21 protein-coding genes and 1 other RNA gene are annotated in these 23,165 nt (G+C 51.1%); 17 read left to right on the top strand and 5 right to left on the bottom strand.

What is annotated here, in order from left to right; translation table 11 throughout:
- Positions 1–5: 5 nt before the first annotated feature.
- Entirely contained in the window at positions 6–2,699 is a 2,694-nt protein-coding gene (gene aceE, locus BRW83_RS02440) for a pyruvate dehydrogenase (acetyl-transferring), homodimeric type (protein WP_005881876.1), read from the bottom strand.
- A 326-nt stretch (positions 2,700–3,025) separates the two neighbouring features.
- Here aceE and folD point away from each other — a divergent pair, with 326 nt between their 5' ends.
- The 10 genes from folD to BRW83_RS02390 all read left to right on the top strand — a co-directional run bounded on the left by folD (position 3,026) and on the right by BRW83_RS02390 (position 12,709).
- On the top strand, positions 3,026–3,889 hold the full coding sequence (gene folD, locus BRW83_RS02435) for a bifunctional methylenetetrahydrofolate dehydrogenase/methenyltetrahydrofolate cyclohydrolase FolD (RefSeq protein WP_005881879.1): 864 nt from the start codon (positions 3,026–3,028) through the stop codon (positions 3,887–3,889).
- A 79-nt stretch (positions 3,890–3,968) separates the two neighbouring features.
- Entirely contained in the window at positions 3,969–6,026 is a 2,058-nt protein-coding gene (locus tag BRW83_RS02430; RefSeq protein WP_005881881.1) for a M3 family metallopeptidase, read from the top strand.
- Positions 6,027–6,116: 90 nt separating this feature from the next.
- Positions 6,117–6,542: a DNA polymerase III subunit chi gene (locus BRW83_RS02425; RefSeq protein ID WP_005881883.1), complete on the top strand. Its 426-nt coding sequence runs from the start codon at positions 6,117–6,119 to the stop codon at positions 6,540–6,542.
- On the top strand, positions 6,542–6,991 hold the full coding sequence (locus BRW83_RS02420) for a hypothetical protein (RefSeq protein ID WP_005881885.1): 450 nt from the start codon (positions 6,542–6,544) through the stop codon (positions 6,989–6,991). Before BRW83_RS02425 ends, BRW83_RS02420 begins: the two co-directional genes overlap by 1 nt.
- 15 nt (positions 6,992–7,006) lie before the next feature.
- Complete coding sequence (locus BRW83_RS02415) at positions 7,007–8,278, top strand: D-amino acid dehydrogenase (protein WP_005881887.1); 1,272 nt, start codon at positions 7,007–7,009, stop codon at positions 8,276–8,278.
- A 7-nt stretch (positions 8,279–8,285) separates the two neighbouring features.
- The gene (locus BRW83_RS02410; RefSeq protein ID WP_005881890.1) at positions 8,286–8,672 is read left to right on the top strand and encodes a YchJ family protein; all 387 of its coding nucleotides are present in this window, start codon (positions 8,286–8,288) and stop codon (positions 8,670–8,672) included.
- A gap of 20 nt (positions 8,673–8,692) precedes the next feature.
- The gene (bioA, locus tag BRW83_RS02405; protein ID WP_005881892.1) at positions 8,693–10,036 is read left to right on the top strand and encodes an adenosylmethionine--8-amino-7-oxononanoate transaminase; all 1,344 of its coding nucleotides are present in this window, start codon (positions 8,693–8,695) and stop codon (positions 10,034–10,036) included.
- On the top strand, positions 10,033–10,719 hold the full coding sequence (bioD, locus tag BRW83_RS02400; protein WP_005881895.1) for a dethiobiotin synthase: 687 nt from the start codon (positions 10,033–10,035) through the stop codon (positions 10,717–10,719). Before bioA ends, bioD begins: the two co-directional genes overlap by 4 nt.
- A 27-nt stretch (positions 10,720–10,746) precedes the next feature.
- A complete protein-coding gene (gene bioB / locus BRW83_RS02395; protein WP_005881897.1) occupies positions 10,747–11,799 on the top strand; it encodes a biotin synthase BioB in 1,053 nt (350 codons plus the stop codon).
- On the top strand, positions 11,780–12,709 hold the full coding sequence (locus tag BRW83_RS02390) for a 2-hydroxyacid dehydrogenase (RefSeq protein ID WP_005881899.1): 930 nt from the start codon (positions 11,780–11,782) through the stop codon (positions 12,707–12,709). The genes bioB and BRW83_RS02390 overlap by 20 nt, the downstream gene beginning before the upstream one ends.
- 57 nt (positions 12,710–12,766) lie before the next feature.
- On the opposite strand, the gene ssrS is transcribed toward BRW83_RS02390, so the two are convergent.
- From ssrS to BRW83_RS02375, 3 genes are all read right to left on the bottom strand, one after another.
- A non-coding RNA gene (ssrS, locus tag BRW83_RS02385) (6S RNA) lies at positions 12,767–12,945 on the bottom strand.
- Between the two features lie 70 nt (positions 12,946–13,015).
- Positions 13,016–13,327 (bottom strand): cell division protein ZapA, encoded by a 312-nt coding sequence (locus BRW83_RS02380; RefSeq protein ID WP_005881901.1) that lies wholly within the window; start codon positions 13,325–13,327, stop codon positions 13,016–13,018.
- Positions 13,324–13,539 carry a hypothetical protein gene (locus BRW83_RS02375; protein WP_005881903.1) on the bottom strand — a complete coding sequence of 72 codons (216 nt, stop codon included), beginning with the start codon at positions 13,537–13,539 and terminating at the stop codon, positions 13,324–13,326. The genes BRW83_RS02380 and BRW83_RS02375 overlap by 4 nt, the downstream gene beginning before the upstream one ends.
- A 209-nt stretch (positions 13,540–13,748) precedes the next feature.
- Here BRW83_RS02375 and cmk point away from each other — a divergent pair, with 209 nt between their 5' ends.
- The 6 genes from cmk (at position 13,749) to rfaE1 (ending at position 19,155) form a co-directional block, all read left to right on the top strand.
- Complete coding sequence (gene cmk, locus BRW83_RS02370; protein ID WP_005881906.1) at positions 13,749–14,426, top strand: (d)CMP kinase; 678 nt, start codon at positions 13,749–13,751, stop codon at positions 14,424–14,426.
- Between the two features lie 141 nt (positions 14,427–14,567).
- Positions 14,568–16,241 (top strand): 30S ribosomal protein S1, encoded by a 1,674-nt coding sequence (gene rpsA, locus BRW83_RS02365; protein WP_036604018.1) that lies wholly within the window; start codon positions 14,568–14,570, stop codon positions 16,239–16,241.
- A 21-nt stretch (positions 16,242–16,262) separates the two neighbouring features.
- Positions 16,263–16,556, top strand: a complete 294-nt coding sequence (locus tag BRW83_RS02360; protein WP_005881910.1) for an integration host factor subunit beta — start codon at positions 16,263–16,265, stop codon at positions 16,554–16,556.
- A gap of 128 nt (positions 16,557–16,684) precedes the next feature.
- On the top strand, positions 16,685–16,996 hold the full coding sequence (locus BRW83_RS02355; protein WP_005881913.1) for a LapA family protein: 312 nt from the start codon (positions 16,685–16,687) through the stop codon (positions 16,994–16,996).
- A gap of 28 nt (positions 16,997–17,024) precedes the next feature.
- Positions 17,025–18,200: a lipopolysaccharide assembly protein LapB gene (gene lapB / locus BRW83_RS02350; RefSeq protein ID WP_005881915.1), complete on the top strand. Its 1,176-nt coding sequence runs from the start codon at positions 17,025–17,027 to the stop codon at positions 18,198–18,200.
- Positions 18,201–18,234: 34 nt separating this feature from the next.
- Entirely contained in the window at positions 18,235–19,155 is a 921-nt protein-coding gene (gene rfaE1, locus BRW83_RS02345; protein WP_145815008.1) for a D-glycero-beta-D-manno-heptose-7-phosphate kinase, read from the top strand.
- Positions 19,156–19,159: 4 nt separating this feature from the next.
- On the opposite strand, the gene BRW83_RS02340 is transcribed toward rfaE1, so the two are convergent.
- Positions 19,160–21,433 (bottom strand): UvrD-helicase domain-containing protein, encoded by a 2,274-nt coding sequence (locus BRW83_RS02340; RefSeq protein ID WP_005881917.1) that lies wholly within the window; start codon positions 21,431–21,433, stop codon positions 19,160–19,162.
- Between the two features lie 204 nt (positions 21,434–21,637).
- Here BRW83_RS02340 and cls point away from each other — a divergent pair, with 204 nt between their 5' ends.
- Entirely contained in the window at positions 21,638–23,104 is a 1,467-nt protein-coding gene (gene cls, locus BRW83_RS02335) for a cardiolipin synthase (RefSeq protein WP_050757746.1), read from the top strand.
- Positions 23,105–23,165 lie beyond the last annotated feature (61 nt).

The following is a 23,165-nucleotide window of genomic DNA, read 5'->3' as shown; positions in this document are numbered from 1 at the left end:
TGCTGTTACAGGTCGACCGGGTTCGGTTTTTCCCTGTTAATGCCGTATTTTTCAATTGCCTTCGAAACCGTTTCAGCCGGTATGTCGCCTGATCTGGCCAGTGCTTCAAGAGCGGCAACTGTCACATAATAACGATCGATCTCAAAGAAATTGCGCAAATTGGCACGTGTGTCCGAACGGCCGAAACCGTCCGTACCCAAAACGGTGTAAGAACGCCCTTCAGGGATATATGCGCGGATCTGTTCGGCAAACAGGCGAATGTAATCCGTCGACGCGATTACAGGGCCCTTGGTATCCTTCAGGCATTGGGTCGCATAAGGCACTTTCGGTTCTTCTCCCGGGTGCATCATGTTCCAGCGTTCAATATCGTTGCCTTCGCGCGCCACCAGCGTAAAGGAAGTCACCGACCAGATGTCTGCCGCAACCTTCCAGTCATTTTTCAGCAGTTCGACCGCGGAAAGCATTTCGTGGGTGATCGTTCCGGAACCCAGCAACTGGACACGATGTGGCAGGTCTTTTTCACCTTCAGCCAGCAGATACATGCCCTTCAGAATGCCTTCTTCCTGTCCCGGCTTCATTCCCGGTTGAGGATAGGATTCATTCATGACCGACACGTAATAAAAAACGTTTTCCTGATTCTCGACCATACGACGGGCACCGTCCTGTATGATGACCGCCACTTCATGGGCAAAACCCGGATCGTATGGAAGACAGTTCGGAATCGTCGCCGCCATGACATGATTATGGCCATCCTCATGTTGCAGGCCTTCGCCGTTCAATGTGGTACGTCCGGCAGTCCCCCCGATCAGGAAACCCCGGGCCATCATGTCCGCTGCCGCCCACATCAAATCCCCCGTGCGCTGGAAACCGAACATCGAATAATAGGTATAGAAGGGCAGCATGATCTTGTTGCTCGTCGAATAACTCGTCGCCGCCGCAATCCATGAACAGATACCTCCGGCTTCAGTAATGCCTTCCTGCAGAATCTGGCCTGCCTTGTCTTCCCGGTAATACATGACCTCGTCCTGATCGACCGGTTCATAAAGCTGGCCTTTCGGGTTGTAGATACCGATTTGCCGGAACAGGCCTTCCATACCGAAAGTACGCGATTCATCCACCATAATCGGCACGATCCGTCTGCCGATATCGGTCGATCTCAGCAGGATACCCAGTGTGCGCACATACGCCTGTGTCGTCGAAATTTCGCGTCCCGGATGCGTCGGCTCCAGCACGGCCTGAAAAGCCGACAAGGGTGGAACACTCAGATGCTCATCTGCCTTCTCGCGGCGATGCGGGAGATAACCACCCAGCAATTTTCTCCGTTCATGAAGATAAATCATTTCAGGTGCATCTTCAGGAGGCATGTAAAAAGGCACTTCATCCAGTTTGTCGTCCGGAATCGGTACGCCTGCCCTGTCTCTCAGGGAACGGATTGTCTTGTCGTCGAGTTTCTTGACCTGATGGGCGATGTTCAATGCCTCACCAGCCTTGCCCATGCCATACCCCTTGACGGTCTGGCACAGGATGACGGTCGGCTGTCCGGTATGTTCCTGCGCCACCTTGAACGCCGCATAAACTTTCTGTGGATCGTGACCGCCACGAGACAGACGCCAGATTTCATCATCCGACATGTTTTCGACCATCTTCAGAAGACGAGGGTCTTTCCCGAAGAAATGTTCACGGACATAGGCGCCATCCTTGGCCTTGTAGGTCTGGTATTCGCCGTCAACGGTTTCCATCATGACTTTTTTCAGGATGTTGTCCTTGTCCCTTGCAAGGAGTTCATCCCAGTCGGAACCCCAGATGACCTTGATGACATTCCAGCCAGATCCCCTGAAATCCGCTTCCAGTTCCTGAATGATCTTGCCATTGCCACGCACGGGGCCGTCCAGCCGTTGCAGATTGCAATTGATAACCATGATCAGGTTGTCGAGCGTCTCGCGGGACGCCAGACTGATCGCGCCCTTGGCTTCCGGTTCGTCCATTTCGCCGTCGCCACAGAAAACCCATACTTTCCGGCCTTCGGTATCGGCAATACCCCGTGCCTGAAGGTATTTCAAAAAACGTGCCTGATAAATCGCCATGATCGGGCCGAGTCCCATCGATACGGTCGGAAACTGCCAGAAATCCGGCATCAGTCTGGGATGCGGATAGGAAGACAGGCCGTTTCCATGAACTTCACGCCGGAAATTTTCCAGCTGTTCCCCGGACAACCGCCCTTCCAGAAAAGCACGTGCATAAATGCCGGGAGAGGAGTGTCCCTGAAAATAGACGAGATCGCCGTCGAAGGTTTCTGTCGGCGCACGCCAGAAATGATGGAAACCAGTGCCGAACATGGTTGCCAGCGAGGTGAATGAGGCGATATGACCGCCCAGATTGTCGCCATCCTTGTTGGCGCGAACGACCATTGCCATCGCATTCCAGCGCATCCAGCCTCTCAGACGGGCTTCATAATCCATATTCCCCGGCGAACCCTGCTGAAGATCGGGAGGAATGGTGTTTATGTAGGCGGTATTGCTGGAAAAAGGAAGATTGACGCCTTTCTGTCTCGCGACATCGGCCAGCCGCTCCATCAGATAGTGAGCGCGGTCTCGCCCCTCGCTTTCGATAACGGAATGAAGCGCTTCGAGCCATTCCGACGTTTCCTGCTCGTCAGGATCAAAAACATTGACAGAAATGTCGTCCTGCGGGTTCGTCATAAACACCTCCCAATTTAAAACGGCAAAAGAAATGCACAACTGGAGAATCAGAAAAACGCGTTTACGGATTGATCATAAACCATAAAAACAGAAAATCAAAAAACAGTCTTATGCTTGAATGATGGCCGGATATATAGCAGAAATGATAGCCAGAACGGCTTCTGTTTTGTTGCAAACATGAAAAAATCCTGATTCTCTTCAATAAATTGCCTTTTTCGTGTAATTTATAAGGCTTTTACTCATTATGCGTTTTCTACATACGCAAAAAAGAGATAAATTGTTCATCGTATAATTATTTTTTTAACGGTTTTTATTCATCAAGCAAAATGACTGCCCAAATTATCAACGGAAATGAACTGGCCAAGGAAGTTCGCGAAGATATCGCTGCACGTGCAGCCAAATTGACCGCAGCAGGGGAACTCCCCGGACTGGCTGTTATTCTGGTCGGCGACAGCCCGGCCTCCATGGTGTACGTACTGAACAAGGAACGTGCCTGCAAAGCGAACGGCATCCGTTCCATTCTGGAAAAATACGACGCCGATTTCTCCGAAGCCGAGCTGCTCGAACGCATTCGTGTCCTGAACGAAGATCCATCCGTTCATGGCATTCTGGTCCAGTTGCCTCTGCCAGACCATATCGATGGACGCAAGGTTATCGAAGCAATCGATCCTGAAAAGGATATGGACTGCTTCACCGTCGTCAATACCGGCCTTCTGATGACCGGACAGCCAAGGATCAAGCCATGCACCCCGTACGGTGTCATGAAGATGCTGGAATCCATCGATTATCCATTGCGTGGCGCCCATGCCGTTATCGTCGGCGCTTCCAATATCGTCGGCAAACCGATGTCCATGCTGCTCTTGCAAGCCGGCGCTACCGTCACCATCTGTAATTCCAAGACACGCGACCTGGGTCACCACACCCGTCTGGCAGACGTTCTGATCGCCGCAACGGGCAAGCGGAACATCATCACGGCCGATATGGTCAAACCGGGTGCTGTCGTTATCGACGTCGGTGTTGAGCGCGATGAAAACGGAAAACTCTGGAGTGATGTAGACTTTCCGAATGCCAAGGAAGTGGCTGGTTACATCTCCCCTGTACCGGGCGGTGTCGGCCCCATGACCATTACCATGCTGCTGTTGAACACGATTGAAGCGGCTGAAAGACGGCTGGAAGCCAAAAAGAAATAAACGCAAAAGCGGAAAAAAAGGTACGCAATGCGTACCTTTTTTATTTGAATCGACCAAAACTGTCCGGAAGGAATATCTGATGAAAAACCCGTTATTGAATTTCGAGGGGCTGCCCCGCTTTGATGAAATCAGGCCTGAACACATTTCACCGGCCATCGATACCTTGCTGGAACGCTGCAGGACAGTCGTAACCGGACTGGAAGCGCCCATGCCGGAAATCAGCTGGGACAATTTCATCACTCCTCTGGACGATTGCACCGAACAGCTCTCCCGTGCATGGGGCATCGTCGGCCATCTGAACGCTGTCGTCGATACACCTGAACTGCGCGCGGCATACAATGAAAACCTGCCGAAGATAACCGAATTCTGGACAGCGCTGTCCCAGAATCTGGCCTTGTTCGAAAAATACAAAGCCATCAGCAACAGCTCTTCTTTCAACAGCCTTGATGACGCCCAAAAACGGGTCATCGACAATTCCCTGCGCGATTTCCGTCTCGGTGGCGCCGAATTGCCGGAAGACAAGAAGAAGCAGTTTGCCGACATTCAGGAAAAAATGGCTGCGCTTTCCACCCGTTTTTCCGAAAACGTGCTGGACGCGACCAACCATTTCGAGCTGCTGGTTGAAAACGAAGCCGATCTGAAGGGCTTGCCCGAAGACAATCTGCACGTCGCGCGTGCCATGGCACAAAACGAAAACAAGAGCGGGTATAAATTCACCCTGCACTTCCCGTCTTTCTATCCGGTCATGCAATATGCCGAAAACCGGGAACTGCGCGAAAAAATGTATCGTGCCAATGCAACCCGGGCATCGGAACTGGGTGCCAACCCGGAATGGGACAATACCGGCAACATCAATGAACTGCTGCGCTTGAGAAAAGAAGAAGCCGATTTGCTTGGCTACACCAATTATGCGGAAGTTTCGCTGGTCGCGAAAATGGCCAGGACACCGGATGAAGTGATTTCGTTTCTGGAAGACCTTGCGAAAAAAGCGAGGCCGTTCGCTGAAAAAGATCTGGAAGAACTCAGGGCATTTGCCAAAACAGAACTCGGCATCGACGAGATGAAAGCCTGGGACATGGCGTTCGTTTCCGAAAAACTGCGCCAGAAACGTTATGCTTTCTCCGAACAGGAAGTCAAACAGTATTTCCCTGAACCGAACGTTCTGGAAGGCCTGTTCAAACTGGTCCAGACACTTTATTCCGTGACCATCCTTCCGGATACGGCTCCCGTCTGGCACAAGGATGTCAAATTCTTCCGTATCGAAAAGGATGGGAAACTGATTGGCCAGTTCTATATGGATTTATACGCCCGTACCGGAAAACGCGGAGGGGCATGGATGGACGATGCCCGCAGCCGTCGCATTACGCAAAATGGCATCCAGACGCCGGTGGCCTATCTGACCTGCAATTTCTCTTCACCGATTGAGAAAAACGGAAAACTCCAGCCTGCGCTTTTCACACACGATGAAGTCATGACGCTTTTCCATGAATTCGGTCATGGTCTGCATCATCTCCTGACGAAAGTGGGCGAACTGGGCGTATCGGGTATTTCAGGTGTGGAATGGGATGCGGTCGAATTACCGTCGCAATTCATGGAAAATTTCTGCTGGGAATGGGATGTCATCCAGAACATGAGTTCCCATATCGAAACGAAACAGCCTTTGCCGAAAGCGCTTTTCGACAAAATGATCGCGGCAAAGAATTACCAGTCCGGACTCCAGATGCTGCGTCAGGTCGAATTTTCCCTTGCCGACATGCATCTGCATTACGATTACGACCCGAACGGCAGGAAAACGGTGCAGGATGTCCTCGATGCTATCCGGCATAAATATGCCGTTGTCATTCCGCCTGAGTTCAACCGTTTCCTGCAATCGTTTTCCCATATTTTTGCAGGTGGCTACGCGGCGGGTTATTACAGCTACAAATGGGCTGAAGTGCTCTCCGCCGATGTCTATAGCGCATTCGAGGAATCGCTGGCTGACGGAAACGATCTGATTTCACCGGCCATGGGTGCAAAACTGCTTGAAGAAATCCTGTCCGTGGGAGGCTCGAGGCCCGCCATCGAATCGTTCGTCGCCTTCAGGGGAAGGCAGCCATCGATTGACGCCCTGCTCCGGCATAATGGGCTGGCGGCATAAAGCCTTTACTAATGCAGCGAAAACGTTTCATAATTGACCCGATTTTCATTCGGGTCAATTCACGTTTTTAATCGATATCCGGCAACCTGTATGACCAACATTGAATTCCGCACACATATTGCAGACAAAATCCACTATACCTGTCGATGGGTACGGAAAGCGCTCGCCAACTCATCCGATTGCCGCGTCGTCATTTACGCGACGGATCGCAATTTGTTAAACAGGCTTGACGATACCCTGTGGACTTTTTCCGATTCGGACTTTCTCCCGCATGCCGTCCTAGGCGACAGACATGCTGCGCGCTGCCCTGTCATCCTGACCTCCAGCGATACCGATGAACTGCCACACAGCCAGATTCTGCTCAACCTGTCGCCGGACATCCCGGCTTTTTACGCACAATTCGAACGTTTGCTCGAACTGGTATCGACCGATCCGGCCGACACGGAAGCCGGACGACAACGATACGTTCATTACCGCGAACGTGGATACACCCTTCATCACGAGACTGCAAAATAATGAACAGCAATGATGATTACATTTCCCCCGAAAAAAAAGAAGCGATTCCTGAAGATCATTCCATACAGGATGATGACGGTATTCCCGTCCTGACGGAAATACTCTCGACACTGCCCGATCTTGTCGATTCCACGCAGAATGAAACGGCTTGGGAAGAGCTGGAACAGCGGCTATCAGAAAGAATCTTGAAACGCGTTGAAGAACGCATCCAGTTCGTGCTTGAAGAAATCATTCAGCAGAATCTGGCAGCGAGTGTCCAGAAAATGACCGGAACGCTCGTATCCGAAATCCAGAAAGACTTGCAAAGCACGCTGGACGTCGTCGTCACGCATGCCGTTACGGACGAATTGCATCGCCTTCGAAAAAAAGAGTCCTCTTCCGAAAACAATCATTTTAAAATAACGGAAAAAAATGAGCCGGAATCATCCGGCCGGACAGAGAATCAATAAAAAAGAGGCTAAATTGTGAAAGTCATTGTATTAGGATCGGGTATCACCGGAACGGCAGCGGCATGGTTTCTCCGACAGGCAGGACATGACGTGACCGTTATCGAACGGCGTCCGGGCGCTGCGCAGGAAACCACTTTCGGAAACGGCTCCCAGATTTCCGTTTCCCATTCGGAGCCCTGGGCAAACCCTTCTGCCCCGTCGAAAATCCTGAAATGGCTGGGCAAGGAAGATGCCCCTCTTCTTTATCGTTTTCGTGCAGAACAATTGCAGTGGGAATGGGGTGCCCGCTTTCTGCTGGAATGTTCCCCGAGACGCACGGCACACAATACGCGCCAGTGCGTTGCCATGTCGGATTTCAGCAAGAGAACACTCCGTGCCTTGCGGGAAGAGACAAAGCTGGACTATACCCATTCAAGCCACGGCATCATGCACTTTTATACCGACAAGGAAGACTATGAATCCTCCAAGGCTGGCGCAAAGCTGATGACGTCGCTTGGTTGTCCCCGCAATACTATTAGCCCCGATGAAGTCGTACAGATCGAACCGGCTCTCTCACCTGTCCACGACAAGCTGATCGGCGGCGATTTCACACCCGACGACGAACATGGTGATTCCCGTGAATTCACGGTTGCCCTCTCTGAAAAAGCGATTGAAAAAGGGGTCGAGTTCCGTTTCAATACAACGGCAACACGCCTGATCAAGGAAGGAAGCGGAGCGGCATCGAGAATCGTCGCCGTCGAAACCATTACGCCAACCGGTGAATTCGAGGTTCTGAAAGCCGATGCCTTCGTCATTTCCATGGGCAGTTTTTCCGCACCATTTTTAAAGCCGCTCGGCATTTCGCTGATGATTTACCCTGCCAAGGGATATTCCGCCACTTTCCCCGTCACCAATCCGGACAAGGCTCCGCTTGTATCCCTGATCGACGCCGGACACAAATTGGTATTCTCCCGTCTCGGCAACCGGCTGCGGGTTGGCGGAACGGCGGAAATGAATGGTTACGAACGCCCTTTGAATGAAGCGCGATGCGAAGCACTGATCAGACGTACCTCGGAATTGTTTCCGGAGGCCTGTGATTTTTCCGCACCTCATTTCTGGACAGGCTTGCGTCCGATGACACCATCGAATATTCCCTACATCGGAAAATCGCAAATCAGCAATCTTTTCCTGAATACAGGCCATGGCACGCTGGGCTGGACCATGGGCTGCGGTTCGGGGCGCTCGATTGCCGATATCGTTTCCGGACGACTCCCGGAAGTCGATTTCGAGTTTTTCGGAATGAAGTAATTTGCCCATGTCGAAAACCGAACAGAAAGCATGTCCCTGCGGCAATCCTTCCTATGCGGATTGCTGCCAGCCGTATCTGGAAGGCAAGGCACGTCCACCTGATGCAGTTTCCCTGATGCGTTCCCGATACACGGCGTACGTTCTTGAAAACGAGGAATATCTTCGTTTGACATGGGCGGAAGAAAACCGTCCTTCCGGCGTGATCATCGAAAAGAAGCAGCCGACCAAGTGGATCGGGCTCAAAATCCTGCGCGATCAGGAACATGAAGACCGTGCAACCGTAGAATTCATCGCCAGTTACAAGGTAAACGGCCGAATGCAGAAACTTCATGAAATCAGCCGCTTTGTCAAAGAAGGCTCGGAATGGGTATACTTCGACGGTACTTACTTCTGATTTTTTAAAAGACAAATTCCGTGAAAAAGTCATTTTCCCGTTCAGCAGGCTGGATAGATCGCAGCCTGAAAAGCGTATGGCACCCATGCACGCAGATGCAGCATCACGAAACGCTGCCACTTGTCGCCCTGAAAAGCGGCAAAGGCGCATGGCTTTTCGATCAGGATGGAAACCGTTATCTTGACGCGATCAGTTCATGGTGGACAAATATTTTCGGCCACGCCAACCCGTTTATTTCAAAAGCCCTGAAAGACCAGCTCGACACCCTTGAACATGCCATGCTGGCCGGTTGTACGCACGAACCGGTTGTCGAACTGTCAGAAAGGCTGTCGGTACTGACGGGAAATACCCTCGGCCACTGTTTCTATGGTTCCGATGGGGCTTCCGCTGTGGAAATCGCCCTGAAAATGAGCTTTCACTACTGGAAAAACAGCGGCCACCCGGAAAAACAGGAATTCATCTGTCTGAAAAACAGCTATCACGGTGAAACGATCGGCGCGCTTTCCGTCACTGACGTCACGCTTTTCAGGGACTCTTATGCCCCGCTGATCCGCAATTCCAATATCGTTGAATCACCGGACAGCCGACACGCGAAAGACGGGCAAACGGCTACCGATGTCGCCAATGCAGCGGCAGACAAACTGGAAGCGCTGTTGCAGGAAAAATCAGCAAAGATTGCAGCCATTATTGTCGAGCCGCTCATCCAGTGCGCTGCCGGTTTCGTCATGTACGACCCGCTCTATCTGAAACGGGTAAGGGAACTCTGCGACCGTTACAAGATCCATTTTATCGCCGATGAGATCGCTGTCGGCTTCGGTCGGACAGGCACTTTCTTTGCCTGTGAACAGGCCGGTATCTGGCCGGATATGCTCTGTCTTTCAAAGGCGATTACAGGAGGTTTTCTCCCGCTATCCCTCGTCATGACGACAGATGACGTATTCAATGCCTTTTACGACATGGACATCACGCGGGGTTTTCTTCATTCACATTCCTATACCGGCAACCCACTGGCTTGCAGAGCCGCACTCGCCACACTGGATCTGTTCAAAAACCATAACGTCATTGCTCGCAACCAGACCGTGTCCAGACAGTTGTCCGAAGCCCTGAAGCCGCTTGAAATTCATCCCAGGAACAAACATTTCCGAAATAAAGGTATGATCTGGGCTTTCGACGTCGACCTGGAAACGGAAAAGCAGGCTACTTTCCCGAGACGTTTTTTCGAGAAGGCTTTGCAACACGAATTGCTGATGAGACCGATTGGAAATACCGTTTACCTGATGCCACCTTACATCCTGAATGGAGAAGAAATCGGACTTCTGGCACACAAAACGATCTCTGTATTTGAAGAAATGATGAAGTCATGACCCGCTTGTCCTGTTTTATTACCGGCACCGATACCGAAATCGGCAAAACGACCGTTTCCTGTGCCATTATCCGCGCACTAGTCAAAAAGGGCCTGCAGGTCGCCGCAATGAAACCGGTTGCCGCCGGTGCTTTCGAATCCGATGGCGCCTTGCACAACGAAGACGTCGACGCGCTGACAAAAGCGTCCAACATGAGTCTTCCGCTTTCGTTGACAACGCCCTATCTGTTGAAAACCCCGATCGCCCCCCATCTCTCGGCCGAACTGGACCAGGTGGTGATCGACAATCATCACATCGTGTCGTGTTACCGTGCAATCCGCGATCAGGCCGATGCCGTCATCGTCGAAGGCGTTGGCGGTTTTTGTGTTCCATTCACGGATTGTACGGACAGTGCCGAACTGGCCGTACAATTGGCACTTCCTGTTATACTGGTCGTTGGTATGAAGCTGGGGTGCATCAATCATGCCCTTCTGACTGCCGAGGCTGTCCGCTCGCGAGGCCTTAAACTGGCTGGCTGGGTCGCCAACACGATTGATCCGCGGATGCCTTTTTGCGACGAAAACATCCATACACTGGAAGCGAGACTGAATGCCCCGAAACTGGGAACGCTGCCGTATCTCGAATCCTTTGCCGATGCAGATACCTTCCTTGATTTGCATCGCCTGACCGATTGGTCCTTATAAATAACTGAAGGTTTGAAAGAGTATTTCATGTCACAACCCATTAATTTTTACCGTCCTGTCTCCGATAACGAAGTGCCCGCATTTGAAACCTGGCCGGTTGCGGAAATTCTGGCTTTATATGAGCTGCCTTTTAATGAACTGCTGTTTCGCGCACAGGAAATCCATCGTGCCAATTTCCCGGAAGGCGATGTCGAACTGGCAACGCTCATTTCCCTGAAAACCGGCGCCTGTACCGAAGATTGTGGCTATTGTTCCCAATCCATTCATCACAATACGGAAGTCGAACCCAGCAAAATGCTGTCGCTTGAAACCGTTATGGCTGCTGCGAAAAAAGCGAAGGAAAACGGCGCGAACCGTTTCTGTATGGGCGCATCCGGTCGTTCCCCTAACGACCGCGACTTCGAGAAATATCTGAACATCGTCCGTTCCGTCAAATCGCTTGGTCTTGAAACCTGCATGACGCTGGGGATGCTGAAAGAAGAACAGGCAGAACAGCTGAAAGAAGCCGGACTCGACTATTACAACCATAATCTCGATACGGCCCCAAGCCATTACAACAACGTCATTTCCACCAGAACGTATCAGGATCGTCTCGACACACTGGGACGTGTCCGCAAAGCCGGCATCAAAGTCTGCTGCGGCGGCATCATCGGCATGGGCGAATCGCGCCAGCAGCGTGCCGAACTGATCGCCCAGCTCGCCAACCTGAATCCCTATCCCGAAGCCGTACCGATCAACCATCTGGTTCCGATTCCGGGAACACCGCTGTTCGGCGTTGAGCAACTTGATCCGCTTGAATTCGTCAGGACAATTGCCGTTACCCGTATCGTCATGCCACAAGCCCGTGTCCGTATGTCGGCGGGACGCCATGAACTGGGTGAAGCCATACAGGCTCTCTGTTTCCTGGCTGGCGCCAATTCCATTTTCTACGGCGAAAAACTGCTGACAACGGATAATTCCGAGGCGGAAGAAGACCGTGCCATGCTCGCCAAACTGGGACTGAAAACTCGCGAATCCACCGAAGTCAAGGCAAGAATGCCGGGACTGGAGGAACACGACCATGCGCATTCTGTACTATAACGAAGGCGAAGACCCGAATGAATGGCTGCCGAAACTGGCAGCCGCATTGCCGGAAGCCGATATCCGGCTCTGGCAGGAAGGCGATACGGAACCGGCCGATTATGCACTGGTCTGGCATCCCCCTGCCGCCCTCTTTGAAAACCGGCAAGGACTGAAAGCGATTTTCAATCTGGCAGCCGGGGTGGATTCCCTGCTCAGGTTAAGCCACGTCATTCCTTCCACCATTCCCATTTTCCGGCTTGAAGACGCTGGCATGGCGATTCAGATGGCTGAATACGTTACCCATGCCGTGCTGCGTTATTACCGTCGTTTCGACGAATATGAACGACTTGCCCGCGAAAAAAAATGGGAAATGCTCGATCCCTTCAAACGACAGGATTTCACGATCGGAATCATGGGGATGGGTGTGATGGGAACCGCAGTAGCACAAGCGCTTTCGCCGTTCGGTTTTCCGGTCCGTGGCTGGAGCCGCCACAAGAAAAACATCGGTTTCGTCGATGATTTTCATGGCGACAATCAGCTGGAGGCCTTTTTGAAAGACTTGCGGATTCTGATCTGCCTTTTGCCACTGACGCCGGAAACAAAAGATATCCTGAATATGGATCGCTTCCAAAAGCTTCAGAAAGGGGCATACCTGATCAATATGGGCCGCGGAGCACATCTTGTCGAGGAAGACCTGTTAACCGCACTTGAAACAGGACAGATCAGGGCGGCTACGCTCGACGTCACGCGTGAAGAACCGCTGCCGGAAAATCATCCTTTCTGGAAAAAGGAAAACATTACCATTACCCCCCATATCGGCGCATTGACGTTCTGTCAGGCAACGGTTGAACAGGTCACCAGACACATTCACGCTTTTGAAAAAGGGGAAAAACTCACTTCTCTTGTCGACCGGAATACCGGTTACTGAAAAGCCTCTTCCCAAATGAAAAACGGTTGCAGGAAAAATCGCTGCAACCGTTTGGAATGAGACCCCGCCTGTGTCGTTTTGCCGGCATCTTGAACCATAGGTTCAAGTGGTCACGGTAAGCCGGATTTCGGGTTCATCGAACGAGCGACGAGCACGCCCATCCAACAAAATTCCGTAACCTGTGCTCAGAAATGGTTCAAAGAATATATGGCAAATCACGAGCACCGCAGGGTAAATTCAGTCTACCTGAATGAGAACATCTGTCAACCTTTAAAACCGAAATATTTGTCAGTAATTTATAAGGAATCAGAAAAGGTCTTCCTGCGGCATCAACGCTTGATCCAGAACACGATTCATCGTCTCCATTTTCTGCCTGATTTCGGACATCGACATTTCGGACAAAGGACCATTCGGCGATTTTGTCGCCAGCAATTCGGCAGCGATCGCCAATGACGCCATGACGGCAATCCTGTCATTGCCCTTGATTTTTCCACCGTCCCGGATGGAACACATTTTTTCGTCCAGATAGGCGACTGCTTCACGAAGCATTTTTTCCTCGCCTTCGCGGCAAGCCAGACGATAGCCCTGACCCATGATGCTGACATCAAGCTGAATCATTCGGCAACCTCCTCATCTACAGTTCCGGGCAATGACTGAATCAGGGATGACACCCGTTCATATGCGCCACTCATCCGGTCGGCCAATTGCTGGTTTTCCAGCTTCAGCTCCGCATTTTTCAATCGCAAATCGGCATTTTCGCGTCTCAGAACATGAGCCATCTCCGCCAATTGATTGATTTTTTCCGACAATATATCGAATTCTGAAATCATTTTTTAATGTCGCCGTCAAATTAAGGAAGCAAAACCGGTCAAAAAATCACGGGTTGCGCGATGTTCATCACTTGTGTACCATTTTTATCCCAGATTCTAACGCTGCCTGTCAAGATTCAGAAGAAATATGTTTCAATTGAACAGCATATTTGTTGCGAATTAATGGTACTCACAGACGAAGTCCGGCATTTCACCTAACTATTACAAACGTGTCAAACTCATCCATAAACATTCCTGTCATCACGATCGACGGTCCAACCGCTTCCGGCAAGGGCACCGTTGCCCGGATCGTTGCAGAAAAACTTCATTTTCATTATCTCGACTCGGGCGCATTGTATCGTCTGACCGCGCTGTCGGTTCTGCGTTCAAACATCAAAATCGAAGATGTCGGACAAATTGCATCTATTGCTTCACACCTTCCATGCCGGTTTGCCGACAGCAGGATATTTCTTGCAGATGAAGACGTAAGCGATGCCATACGAAAAGAAGAAGTCGGGATCATGGCGTCAAAAGTAGCGGCCATACCGGAAGTCAGAAAGGCTCTGGTCAGTCTGCAAACCGGTTTCAGAAAAGCGCCGGGACTTGTTGGAGACGGCCGCGATATGGGAACCGTCATCTTTCCGGACGCCATATTGAAAGTGTTTTTGACCGCCAGTGCAGACATTCGGGCGCAAAGACGCTATAAGCAGTTGATGGAAAAAGGAATTCCTGCTAACATTGACAGTCTGCGAAATGATTTGATTGAACGGGACTTGCGTGATACCCAGCGAAAAGAGTCTCCACTTGTTCCGGCAAAAGATGCATTGACGCTCGATACGTCCCATCTGGGCATAGACGAAACCGTTGAACGTATTCTGGATTGGTTCGCACAAAGAAGTAAAAATTGAGACCATCTGGTCTGTTTGGCCCCGTAAAGGTGCAAGGCCCTAACGGGTATTTTTAAACCTAACCCGGATTTATTCTTTTTTGGATAACCGGTTTTTCACAATTAACATATGCCTACAGTTGCATCTAACCCTGTTTCCGGAATGGAAAGTTTTGCGGCTTTATTCGAAGAATCACTCGCCCGTCACGACATGCGTTCCGGCGAAGTCATTTCTGCTGAAGTCGTCCGTATCGACCACAACTTTGTCGTCGTTAACGCCGGCCTGAAATCCGAATCTTTCATTCCTATCGAAGAATTCAAAAACGACGTTGGCGAACTTGAAGTCAACGTCGGTGATTACGTTTCCGTTGCGATTGAATCGCTTGAAAACGGTTACGGCGACACCATCCTGTCCCGTGACAAGGCCAAACGCCTCGCTTCCTGGCTGGCTCTTGAAAAAGCAATGGAATCCGGTGAAATCGTTACCGGTACCGTCAATGGTAAAGTCAAGGGCGGCCTGACCGTTCTGACCAACGGTATCCGTGCTTTCCTGCCAGGTTCGCTTGTCGATACCCGCCCTGTCAAGGACACCACGCCTTATGAAGGCAAAACCCTGGAATTCAAGGTCATCAAGCTGGATCGCAAACGCAACAACGTTGTGTTGTCCCGCCGTGCTGTCGTTGAAGCATCCATGGGCGAAGAACGCCAGAAACTGATGGAAACCCTGAAAGAAGGTACTATCGTCAACGGCGTCGTCAAGAACATTACCGACTACGGTGCATTTATCGATCTGGGTGGCATCGACGGTCTCCTGCACATCACCGATCTGGCATGGCGCCGTGTTCGCCATCCGTCCGAAATGCTGACGGTCGGTCAGGAAATCACCGCCAAAGTCCTGAAATACGATCAGGAAAAAAATCGTGTTTCCCTGGGCGTCAAACAGCTGGGCGACGATCCATGGACCGGTCTTTCCCGTCGTTATCCACAGGGCACCCGCCTGTTCGGCAAGGTGACCAACCTGACCGACTACGGTGCTTTCGTTGAAGTCGAACAGGGTATCGAAGGTCTGGTACACGTTTCCGAAATGGACTGGACCAACAAGAACGTCGCACCTAACAAGGTTGTCAAGCTGGGTGATGAAGTTGAAGTCATGGTTCTGGAAATCGACGAAGAACGTCGTCGTATCAGCCTGGGTATGAAACAATGCAAAGCCAACCCATGGGAAGAATTTGCAGAAACCCACAAAAAAGGCGACAAGGTTAACGGCGCGATCAAATCCATTACCGATTTCGGCGTATTCATCGGGCTGCCGGGCAACATCGACGGTCTGGTTCACCTCTCCGACCTGTCCTGGACCGAAGCTGGCGAAACCGCTGTTCACAACTTCAAGAAAGGCGACGAACTGGAAGCTGTCGTTCTGGCTATCGACGTCGAACGTGAACGTGTTTCCCTGGGCGTCAAACAGCTCGAAGGCGATCCATTCAACAACTACATCGCCATGAATGACAAGGGCGCTGTCGTTAACGGTGTCGTCAAATCGGTGGAACCGAAAGGCGCTGTCATCCAGTTGAATGACGAAGTTGAAGGCTATCTGCGCGCTTCCGAAATCTCCCGCGATCGCGTGGAAGATGCCGGTACCCAGCTGAAAGTCGACGACAAGGTCGAAGTGATGATCATCAACATCGATCGTAAATCACGTACGCTTCAATTGTCGATCAAGGCCAAGGACCAGCAGGAAACCCAGGAAGCCATGCAGAAAATCCAGAGTGATTCCAGCGCAGCCTCCGGCATGACCAGCCTTGGTGCTTTGTTAAAAGCAAAATTCGACAACAAGTAATCATTTAATCAAGAGTGCGAAATGACCAAATCCGAATTGATCGTTTCTTTGGCTGGCAGTTATCCACAACTGCTTGCGAAAGACGCTGAACTGACAGTAAAAACCATACTGGATGCCATGTCCGACGCCCTGGCCAATGGACAGCGCATCGAAATTCGCGGTTTCGGCAGTTTCGCACTCAGCGTTCGCCCTCCACGGGTCGGCCGCAATCCACGCTCCGGCGAAAAAGTGATGGTCGAGGAAAAACGCGTCCCTCACTTCAAGCCGGGCAAGGAATTGCGTCAGCGAGTCGATGTAGCGGCAAACCAGAACTGATTTTCAGTTTGATCAAATCGTTTACAGCGTCAAAAAAGGGCATCTTCGGATGCCCTTTTTCACGTACAATCATGTCTTGCCGCCGTGATAGACGGCGATTCATATTCACCCGGGAAAAGGACTGAATCATGAAGTGGTTGTCTCGTATAATAGCGATAGTTTTTTTTATTTTCTTTTTCGGCCTGGCCCTGAAAAACACGCAGGAAACGGTGCTGTACTTTTTCTGGGGATATGAACTGCGCGGTCCTCTGGTACTGGTCGTACTGTGCTTTTTCATTGCCGGTTGCATACTTGGACTCCTGGCGATGACACCGATGATATTCAGGCAGCGCAGGGAATTGGCCCGTTTCAGAAAAAACAGTCAGGAATCCGTCAAGCAGGAAAGTGTCGAAAAGAAAGAAGAACCGACTTCCGCCCCGGGAGACGGAATACCTTCGTAAAGCAGTTTTATATAGATATTGAAAACGTATGGAATTTGAAATCTGGTGGCTGCTCTCCATTCCGATCTTTTTCGGTTTAGGCTGGATAGCGGCACGTATCGACATCAAGCAGTTACTCTCCGAATCACGCAGCCTGCCGAAAGGTTACTTCAAGGGACTGAATTTTCTGCTGAATGAGCAACCGGACAAGGCTATCGACGCTTTCATCGAAATCGTCAGGCTCGATCCTGAGACAGCCGATCTGCATTTTGCACTCGGCAACCTGTTCCGCCGCCGCGGCGAAACGGAACGCGCCATCCGTATGCACCAGAATCTCCTTCTCCGCCCTGACTTGCCTGCCGAACAGCAAATGCAGGCTCAGTACGAACTGGGTCAGGACTTTTTGAAAGCCGGTCTTTTGGATCGTGCTGAAGAAGTTTTCCAGAAACTGACGGAAACCCCTTATTCCATACAGGCACGACGAGCCCTGCTGGAAATTTTCCAGCGCGAAAAGGAATGGCAACAGGCTATCGAAGCAGCCGAAGCGCTCCAGAATTCTGGTACTGGTAACCGCAATAAACAGATTGCGCAGTTTTATTGTGAACTGGCTGAAGACGAACTGGTCAACAGGCATCCTGAAAAAGCGATTCCCTTGCTCGAAACTGCACTGGCAACAGACCGGATGAGTGCCCGCGCAACCATTTTATACGGTGACGCCCAGCTGGCAATGGGTAACACGGAAGAAGCCCTGAATACATGGCGCAGAGTCGAAAAACAAAGCATTTCACACACGGTTCTGGTCGCACAGCGCCTGATGGATGGTTATCAGGCCGTCGGACGCCCACAGGAAGGCATCAGCCTTCTGAAATCCTATCTGGCTGAAGCCGCTTCCATTGATCTGCTTGAAGTCGTCTTTCAGGCAGTATTGAAAGAAGACGGTATTGAAGCAGCCAATACGCTGGTTCATGACGAACTGAGAAGGACGCCAACCCTGCTTGGCCTCGACAAACTGCTTGAAGCACAGTTACTGGTCGTTCCGCCTGAAATCAGGCAGGATCTTTCATTTGTCCGTAACCTTGTCCAGCGTTACGCATCGAAGCTTTCCCGTTACAAATGCGACCATTGCGGTTTCGAAGCTCGCCAGTTCTACTGGCAATGTCCGGGATGCCACCAATGGGAAACCTATCCACCGCGCAGAACGGAAGAACTGAAAATATCGGCCTGATTTCATCACCTTTCACAGAATGCCCGAAGCTCTCATGAACAAACAAAACGCCACCCCCCGGATTCTGATTGTCGGCGACATCATGCTTGACCGTTACTGGTTCGGTGAGGTCAACCGGATATCGCCGGAAGCGCCTGTCCCGGTCGTTCTGATCGAAAAGAGCGAAGAACGGCTTGGTGGTGCAGCCAACGTTGCCAGAAACGTATCGGCACTCGGAGCAGGGTGCAGTATTTTAGGCATTGTAGGCAGGGATGAAGCCGGTCGTACTGTCGAGAATATGTTGAATGAAGGAGGCATCACTCCTTTCCTGCATGTCGATCCCCACATATCGACAACCGTCAAATTGCGGGTAGTCGGACGCCAGCAACAGCTCTTACGGCTGGACTTTGAAAAAAAACCGACTCAGGAAACGCTCGCCAACAAACAGGTTCAATACCGAACACTTCTGGATTCGCACGATATCATCGTCTTTTCCGACTACGGCAAGGGTGCCCTGTCGAATGTATCTTCCATGATTGCCGAAGCGAAACAGGCAGGCAAAACCACACTGGTCGATCCGAAGGGAGAGGATTTTACGATTTATACCGGCGCGACCATATTAACGCCCAATAAATCAGAACTCCGTCAGGTTGTCGGTGGATGGAACAACGAGGAAGAGTTGACAGCAAAAGCGCAGAAACTGAGAGAATCGCTCCAGCTGGATTATCTTCTTCTCACCCGCTCGGAAGAAGGGATGTCTCTCTTCGGCAAGGACGAAGTCATCCATATTCCAACCGTCGCCCGTGAGGTTTTCGATGTATCCGGTGCAGGCGACACCGTTATCGCGACTCTGGCAACCATGCTGGGCAACGGCAAAACCGTCGCCGAAGCGGTTGACATCGCCAACCGTGCCGGAGGCATCGTCGTCGGAAAACTCGGGACCGCCACCGTTACGTCTGAAGAACTGTTCGGCTGACCGATCACGAAGCGTGTTCAAGCTTGGCAATGGAAAGATCAAGCAATTTCATTCCATGCCGCCCGAAATTGATATTCGCCCGGACATTCGCTCCCTGCCCTTCAAGACCGACAATCACGCCTTCACCGAATTTCTTGTGAATAACGGTTTCACCGATCCGCCATTCACTGTTTTTATGAAAAGAAGCAGGCGCTTGCATTTGAGGCACAGATGACTGGTCAAAACGGGCTGTCGGTTCATGCCGGGGATTGAGGTATGAAGACTGCTTTTTAGGTGTCAGCCATTTCATTGTCTTGTCCGGCAATTCGGCGACGAAGCGTGACGAGACGTTATAACGCATATGACCGTGCAACATCCGCGTTTGCGCATAGCTCAGATAGAGCCGTTTTCTCGCGCGGGTAATGGCGACATACATCAATCGACGCTCTTCCTCGAGACCACCGTCTTCCCTGGCACTGTTTTCATGCGGGAAAAGCCCTTCTTCCAGACCGGTAATGAAAACGGCGTCGAATTCCAGCCCCTTGGCCGAGTGAACCGTCATCAGCTGGAGCGCATCCTGCCCTTCCTGCGCCTGATTTTCTCCCGCTTCCAGTGAAGCGTGCGTCAAAAATGCCGACAATGGCGACATGATCATGGAAAGCGGCACATCCGCATCCATGACTTCATCGACGGTCAGCATCGACTTCTCTCCGGCAGGAGTGACCGCTTCGGTCATCAGTGCCGGCGCTTCCTGCGAGAAGCCTTCTTCAGACAGAAACAACATGGCTGCCGAGACAAGCTGTTCGAGGTTTTCGAGCCTGTCCGCCCCTTCCTTTTCCGTCTGGTAATGCATCATCAGGCCGCTTTTTTCCAGCACAGTCTGGATAAGTGTCGGCAAATTCATCGGCTGCACCTCGGCGCGGATACTCTGGATCAGCCGTATGAATGATCCCAGTGCCGTGCCGCCCTTGCCTGAAACATAGGGAATGGCTTCAAAAAGCGAAATGTCATGCATTCGTGCCATTTCCTGCAGATTTTCGATCGTCCGGGCACCGATACCGCGAGCCGGAAAATTGACGACCCGAAGGAAAGCCGCATTGTTGGCAGGATTGTCGATCAATTGAAGGTACGCAATGGCATGCTTGATTTCGGCCCGTTCGAAGAAGCGGAGACCACCATAAACCCGATAGGGAATACCTGCACTGAAAAGCCCATGCTCGATCACGCGCGACTGTGCATTGGAACGATAAAGGACGGCGATCTGTTTTCTCTCCATCCCTTCCCGTATCAGGTGATTGACTTCTTCCAGAATCCATTGCACTTCGTTCAAATCGGACGGCGCTTCACAAATCCGGATCGGTTCCCCTTCACCGGCATCGGTATGCAGGTTCTTGCCCAGACGGTTCCGGTTGTGTGCGATCAGGGTATTGGCCGCTTCGAGGATATTGCCGTGTGAACGGTAATTCTGTTCCAGCCTGATCAGGTTCTGGACATTAAAGTCCTGCTGGAACGAAAGCATATTGCCGACATTGGCGCCACGGAAAGCGTAAATGCTCTGGTCGTCGTCACCCACGGCAAAAATGGACGAATCGTTCCCCGCCAGAAGCTTCAGCCATTTGTACTGCAAATTATTCGTGTCCTGAAATTCGTCCACCAGAATATGCCTGAAACGGTCCTGATAATGCTCCCGTAAAGTCTGGTTCCGCTCCAAAAGCTCGTAACTTCTCAGCAGAAGCTCGGCAAAATCGACGACACCTTCCCGCTGGCACTGGTCTTCATAGAGGCTGTACAGCTCAACCATCTTGCGCTCGTAGTCATCCTGTGGCTCGACGTGGGATGCACGATAACCGCTTTCCTTCGCATGATTGATGAAATAAACGAGATTTCTCGGCGGATATTTGTCGTCGTCGATGTTGTTCGTCTTCAAAAGGCGCTTGACGGTCGATAACTGGTCCTGCGAGTCCAGAATATTGAAGGATTGCGGCAACGCGGCATCCTGATAATGCGTTCTCAAAAGACGGTTGCACAAGCCGTGAAACGTCCCGATCCACATGCCTCGCGCATTGACCGGAAACATGACTGAAAGGCGTGACAACATTTCCTTTGCCGCCTTGTTCGTAAACGTCACAGCCATGATGCCGGAAGTCGACACCTGTCCCGTTTTCAACAGCCATGCTATTCGGGTTGTCAAAACTCGCGTCTTGCCGGAACCGGCACCAGCCAGAATCAGCGCGGATTGGGAGGGTAATGTAACGGCAGCGAGCTGCTCGGGATTGAGATTATCGAGAATGGTATCCATAAACGATATTATCCCGTAAATGAACGATGATTGCTTAATGATTTCATGTTCAATCCATCGCAAAACACGTTCATGACTCCGTAAATTTCATGACATGATGAAACCTGTTTATCGATTTGCGATCTCAGGAGGTATGATACTGTTTACGCAAATTTCCTTGCTGAATTGAAAAATTATCCTTTATGTCCTGTCTGAATCTGAACCATGTTTCCTTACATTGAACTGTCCGGTTTTTCTTCGACAGCCCATTCGTTCCTGAAATGGGTGGGGCTGGCATGGCTCGTTTACATCGTTTGCCTTTCCGTCTGGATCATTCTCCAGAAAAGGGCACCTGTATCGACTCTCTCATGGATCTTCGCACTGGCTTTCATCCCCTACGGCGGCTTCATCATTTATCATTTTTTCGGACCGCAAAAACTAAAACGCCAGCAGTTCAAACGTCTGCTTTCAAAAACAGCCCTGAGAGAACATTCCAATCTGTTGCAGGTTCGCAATCACATACTGGCAACCAGTGCCCATTCAACCGAGTTGATGCAACTGTCGAACATGATCCGAACCACGACAGGCTTTCCGCTGACGACAGCCAGGACACTCCGCCTGCTCGTCGACGGTGAACAGACTTTCACCGCCATTCTGGAAGCGGTTGCGAATGCCACCCATCACATTCATCTGGAATATTACATTTACGACCCTGACGAAATCGGCATGACCCTGCGTGATCTGCTGATCGCAAAAGCGGAAGAAGGCGTCAAGGTTCGCCTCCTTGTCGATGGCATCGGTTCGTCACGGCTGAAAAAAGCGTTCATATACCCCCTGATACAAGCCGGCGCGGAATTTGCCTTCTTTCACAAACCTCACATTTCCCAATTGATGAAACCGCTCGTCAATTTGCGAACACACCGCAAGATCGTCATATGCGACGGACTTGTCGGGTTTACGGGAGGACTTAACATCACCGATCAGGAAGACGAACGGGTCCATACAAATGCCTATCATGACACACACCTCGAAATGACCGGGAATGCTGTTCATTGGCTGCAAATGGTTTTCATGGAAGACTGGGTTTATGCCGCAAAACAGAATGTCATTCCCGATATAGCGACTTATTTCCCCTTGCAGGCATCGGGCCCTTATCCCGTCCAGATTGTCGCTTCAGGACCGGACAACGACTGGGAAATCATTCACCGCATTTATCTGAACATGATTTACGGTGCCAAGAAACGGATATGGCTGACAACGCCTTATTTCGTTCCGACAGAAGCGACCCTTTTTGCCCTGACATCTGCCGCGTTGCGGGGTATCGATGTCCGGCTGCTGGTTCCGAAAATGAGCGATTCGCATCTGGTCACGGCTGCCGCCCGTTCCTATTTCGACGAAATGATGCGTGCCGGTGTGAAAATCTGGGAATATGACGATCGCATGCTGCATTCCAAGACCCTTGTCGTGGACCACCACTACAGCCTGATCGGGACAGCCAACTTCGATGCCCGCAGTTTCAGGCTGAATTTCGAAGTTTGCATCGCGGCTTATGGTCCTAAACTGGCAGATATGCTCTCTGCGCAATTCGAAACCGATCTGCTTTCCTCCGAACGGGTATCCAAGACACGCCATCTTTCATTTCCAAGAAAGATGTTCGAAGCGACGGCACGCCTTTTTTCACCACTTCTCTAACAACAGTAATTCAAAAGAAAAAGGGATGCAGTTGCATCCCTTTTTCCATCATTGATCATTT

The sequence above is a fragment of the Oxalobacter formigenes genome (genome assembly GCF_002127965.1).
Classification (GTDB): domain Bacteria; phylum Pseudomonadota; class Gammaproteobacteria; order Burkholderiales; family Burkholderiaceae_D; genus Oxalobacter; species Oxalobacter formigenes.
The sequence above is the reverse complement of the archived record's forward strand: the minus strand, read 5'-3'. Positions and strand labels throughout refer to the sequence as shown.

Coding starts and splice junctions, on each gene's coding strand:
- BRW83_RS02425 (WP_005881883.1), top strand. CDS start 6,117: ATGACCAACATTGAATTCCGCACACATATTGCAGACAAAATCCACTAT.
- rfaE1 (WP_145815008.1), top strand. CDS start 18,235: ATGAACAAACAAAACGCCACCCCCCGGATTCTGATTGTCGGCGACATC.
- folD (WP_005881879.1), top strand. CDS start 3,026: ATGACTGCCCAAATTATCAACGGAAATGAACTGGCCAAGGAAGTTCGC.
- bioD (WP_005881895.1), top strand. CDS start 10,033: ATGACCCGCTTGTCCTGTTTTATTACCGGCACCGATACCGAAATCGGC.
- cls (WP_050757746.1), top strand. CDS start 21,638: ATGTTTCCTTACATTGAACTGTCCGGTTTTTCTTCGACAGCCCATTCG.
- BRW83_RS02420 (WP_005881885.1), top strand. CDS start 6,542: ATGAACAGCAATGATGATTACATTTCCCCCGAAAAAAAAGAAGCGATT.
- BRW83_RS02390 (WP_005881899.1), top strand. CDS start 11,780: ATGCGCATTCTGTACTATAACGAAGGCGAAGACCCGAATGAATGGCTG.
- aceE (WP_005881876.1), bottom strand. CDS start 2,699: ATGACGAACCCGCAGGACGACATTTCTGTCAATGTTTTTGATCCTGAC.
- BRW83_RS02355 (WP_005881913.1), top strand. CDS start 16,685: ATGAAGTGGTTGTCTCGTATAATAGCGATAGTTTTTTTTATTTTCTTT.
- BRW83_RS02410 (WP_005881890.1), top strand. CDS start 8,286: ATGTCGAAAACCGAACAGAAAGCATGTCCCTGCGGCAATCCTTCCTAT.
- BRW83_RS02340 (WP_005881917.1), bottom strand. CDS start 21,433: ATGGATACCATTCTCGATAATCTCAATCCCGAGCAGCTCGCTGCCGTT.
- bioB (WP_005881897.1), top strand. CDS start 10,747: ATGTCACAACCCATTAATTTTTACCGTCCTGTCTCCGATAACGAAGTG.
- rpsA (WP_036604018.1), top strand. CDS start 14,568: ATGGAAAGTTTTGCGGCTTTATTCGAAGAATCACTCGCCCGTCACGAC.
- BRW83_RS02380 (WP_005881901.1), bottom strand. CDS start 13,327: ATGATTCAGCTTGATGTCAGCATCATGGGTCAGGGCTATCGTCTGGCT.
- BRW83_RS02430 (WP_005881881.1), top strand. CDS start 3,969: ATGAAAAACCCGTTATTGAATTTCGAGGGGCTGCCCCGCTTTGATGAA.
- lapB (WP_005881915.1), top strand. CDS start 17,025: ATGGAATTTGAAATCTGGTGGCTGCTCTCCATTCCGATCTTTTTCGGT.
- BRW83_RS02360 (WP_005881910.1), top strand. CDS start 16,263: ATGACCAAATCCGAATTGATCGTTTCTTTGGCTGGCAGTTATCCACAA.
- BRW83_RS02375 (WP_005881903.1), bottom strand. CDS start 13,539: ATGATTTCAGAATTCGATATATTGTCGGAAAAAATCAATCAATTGGCG.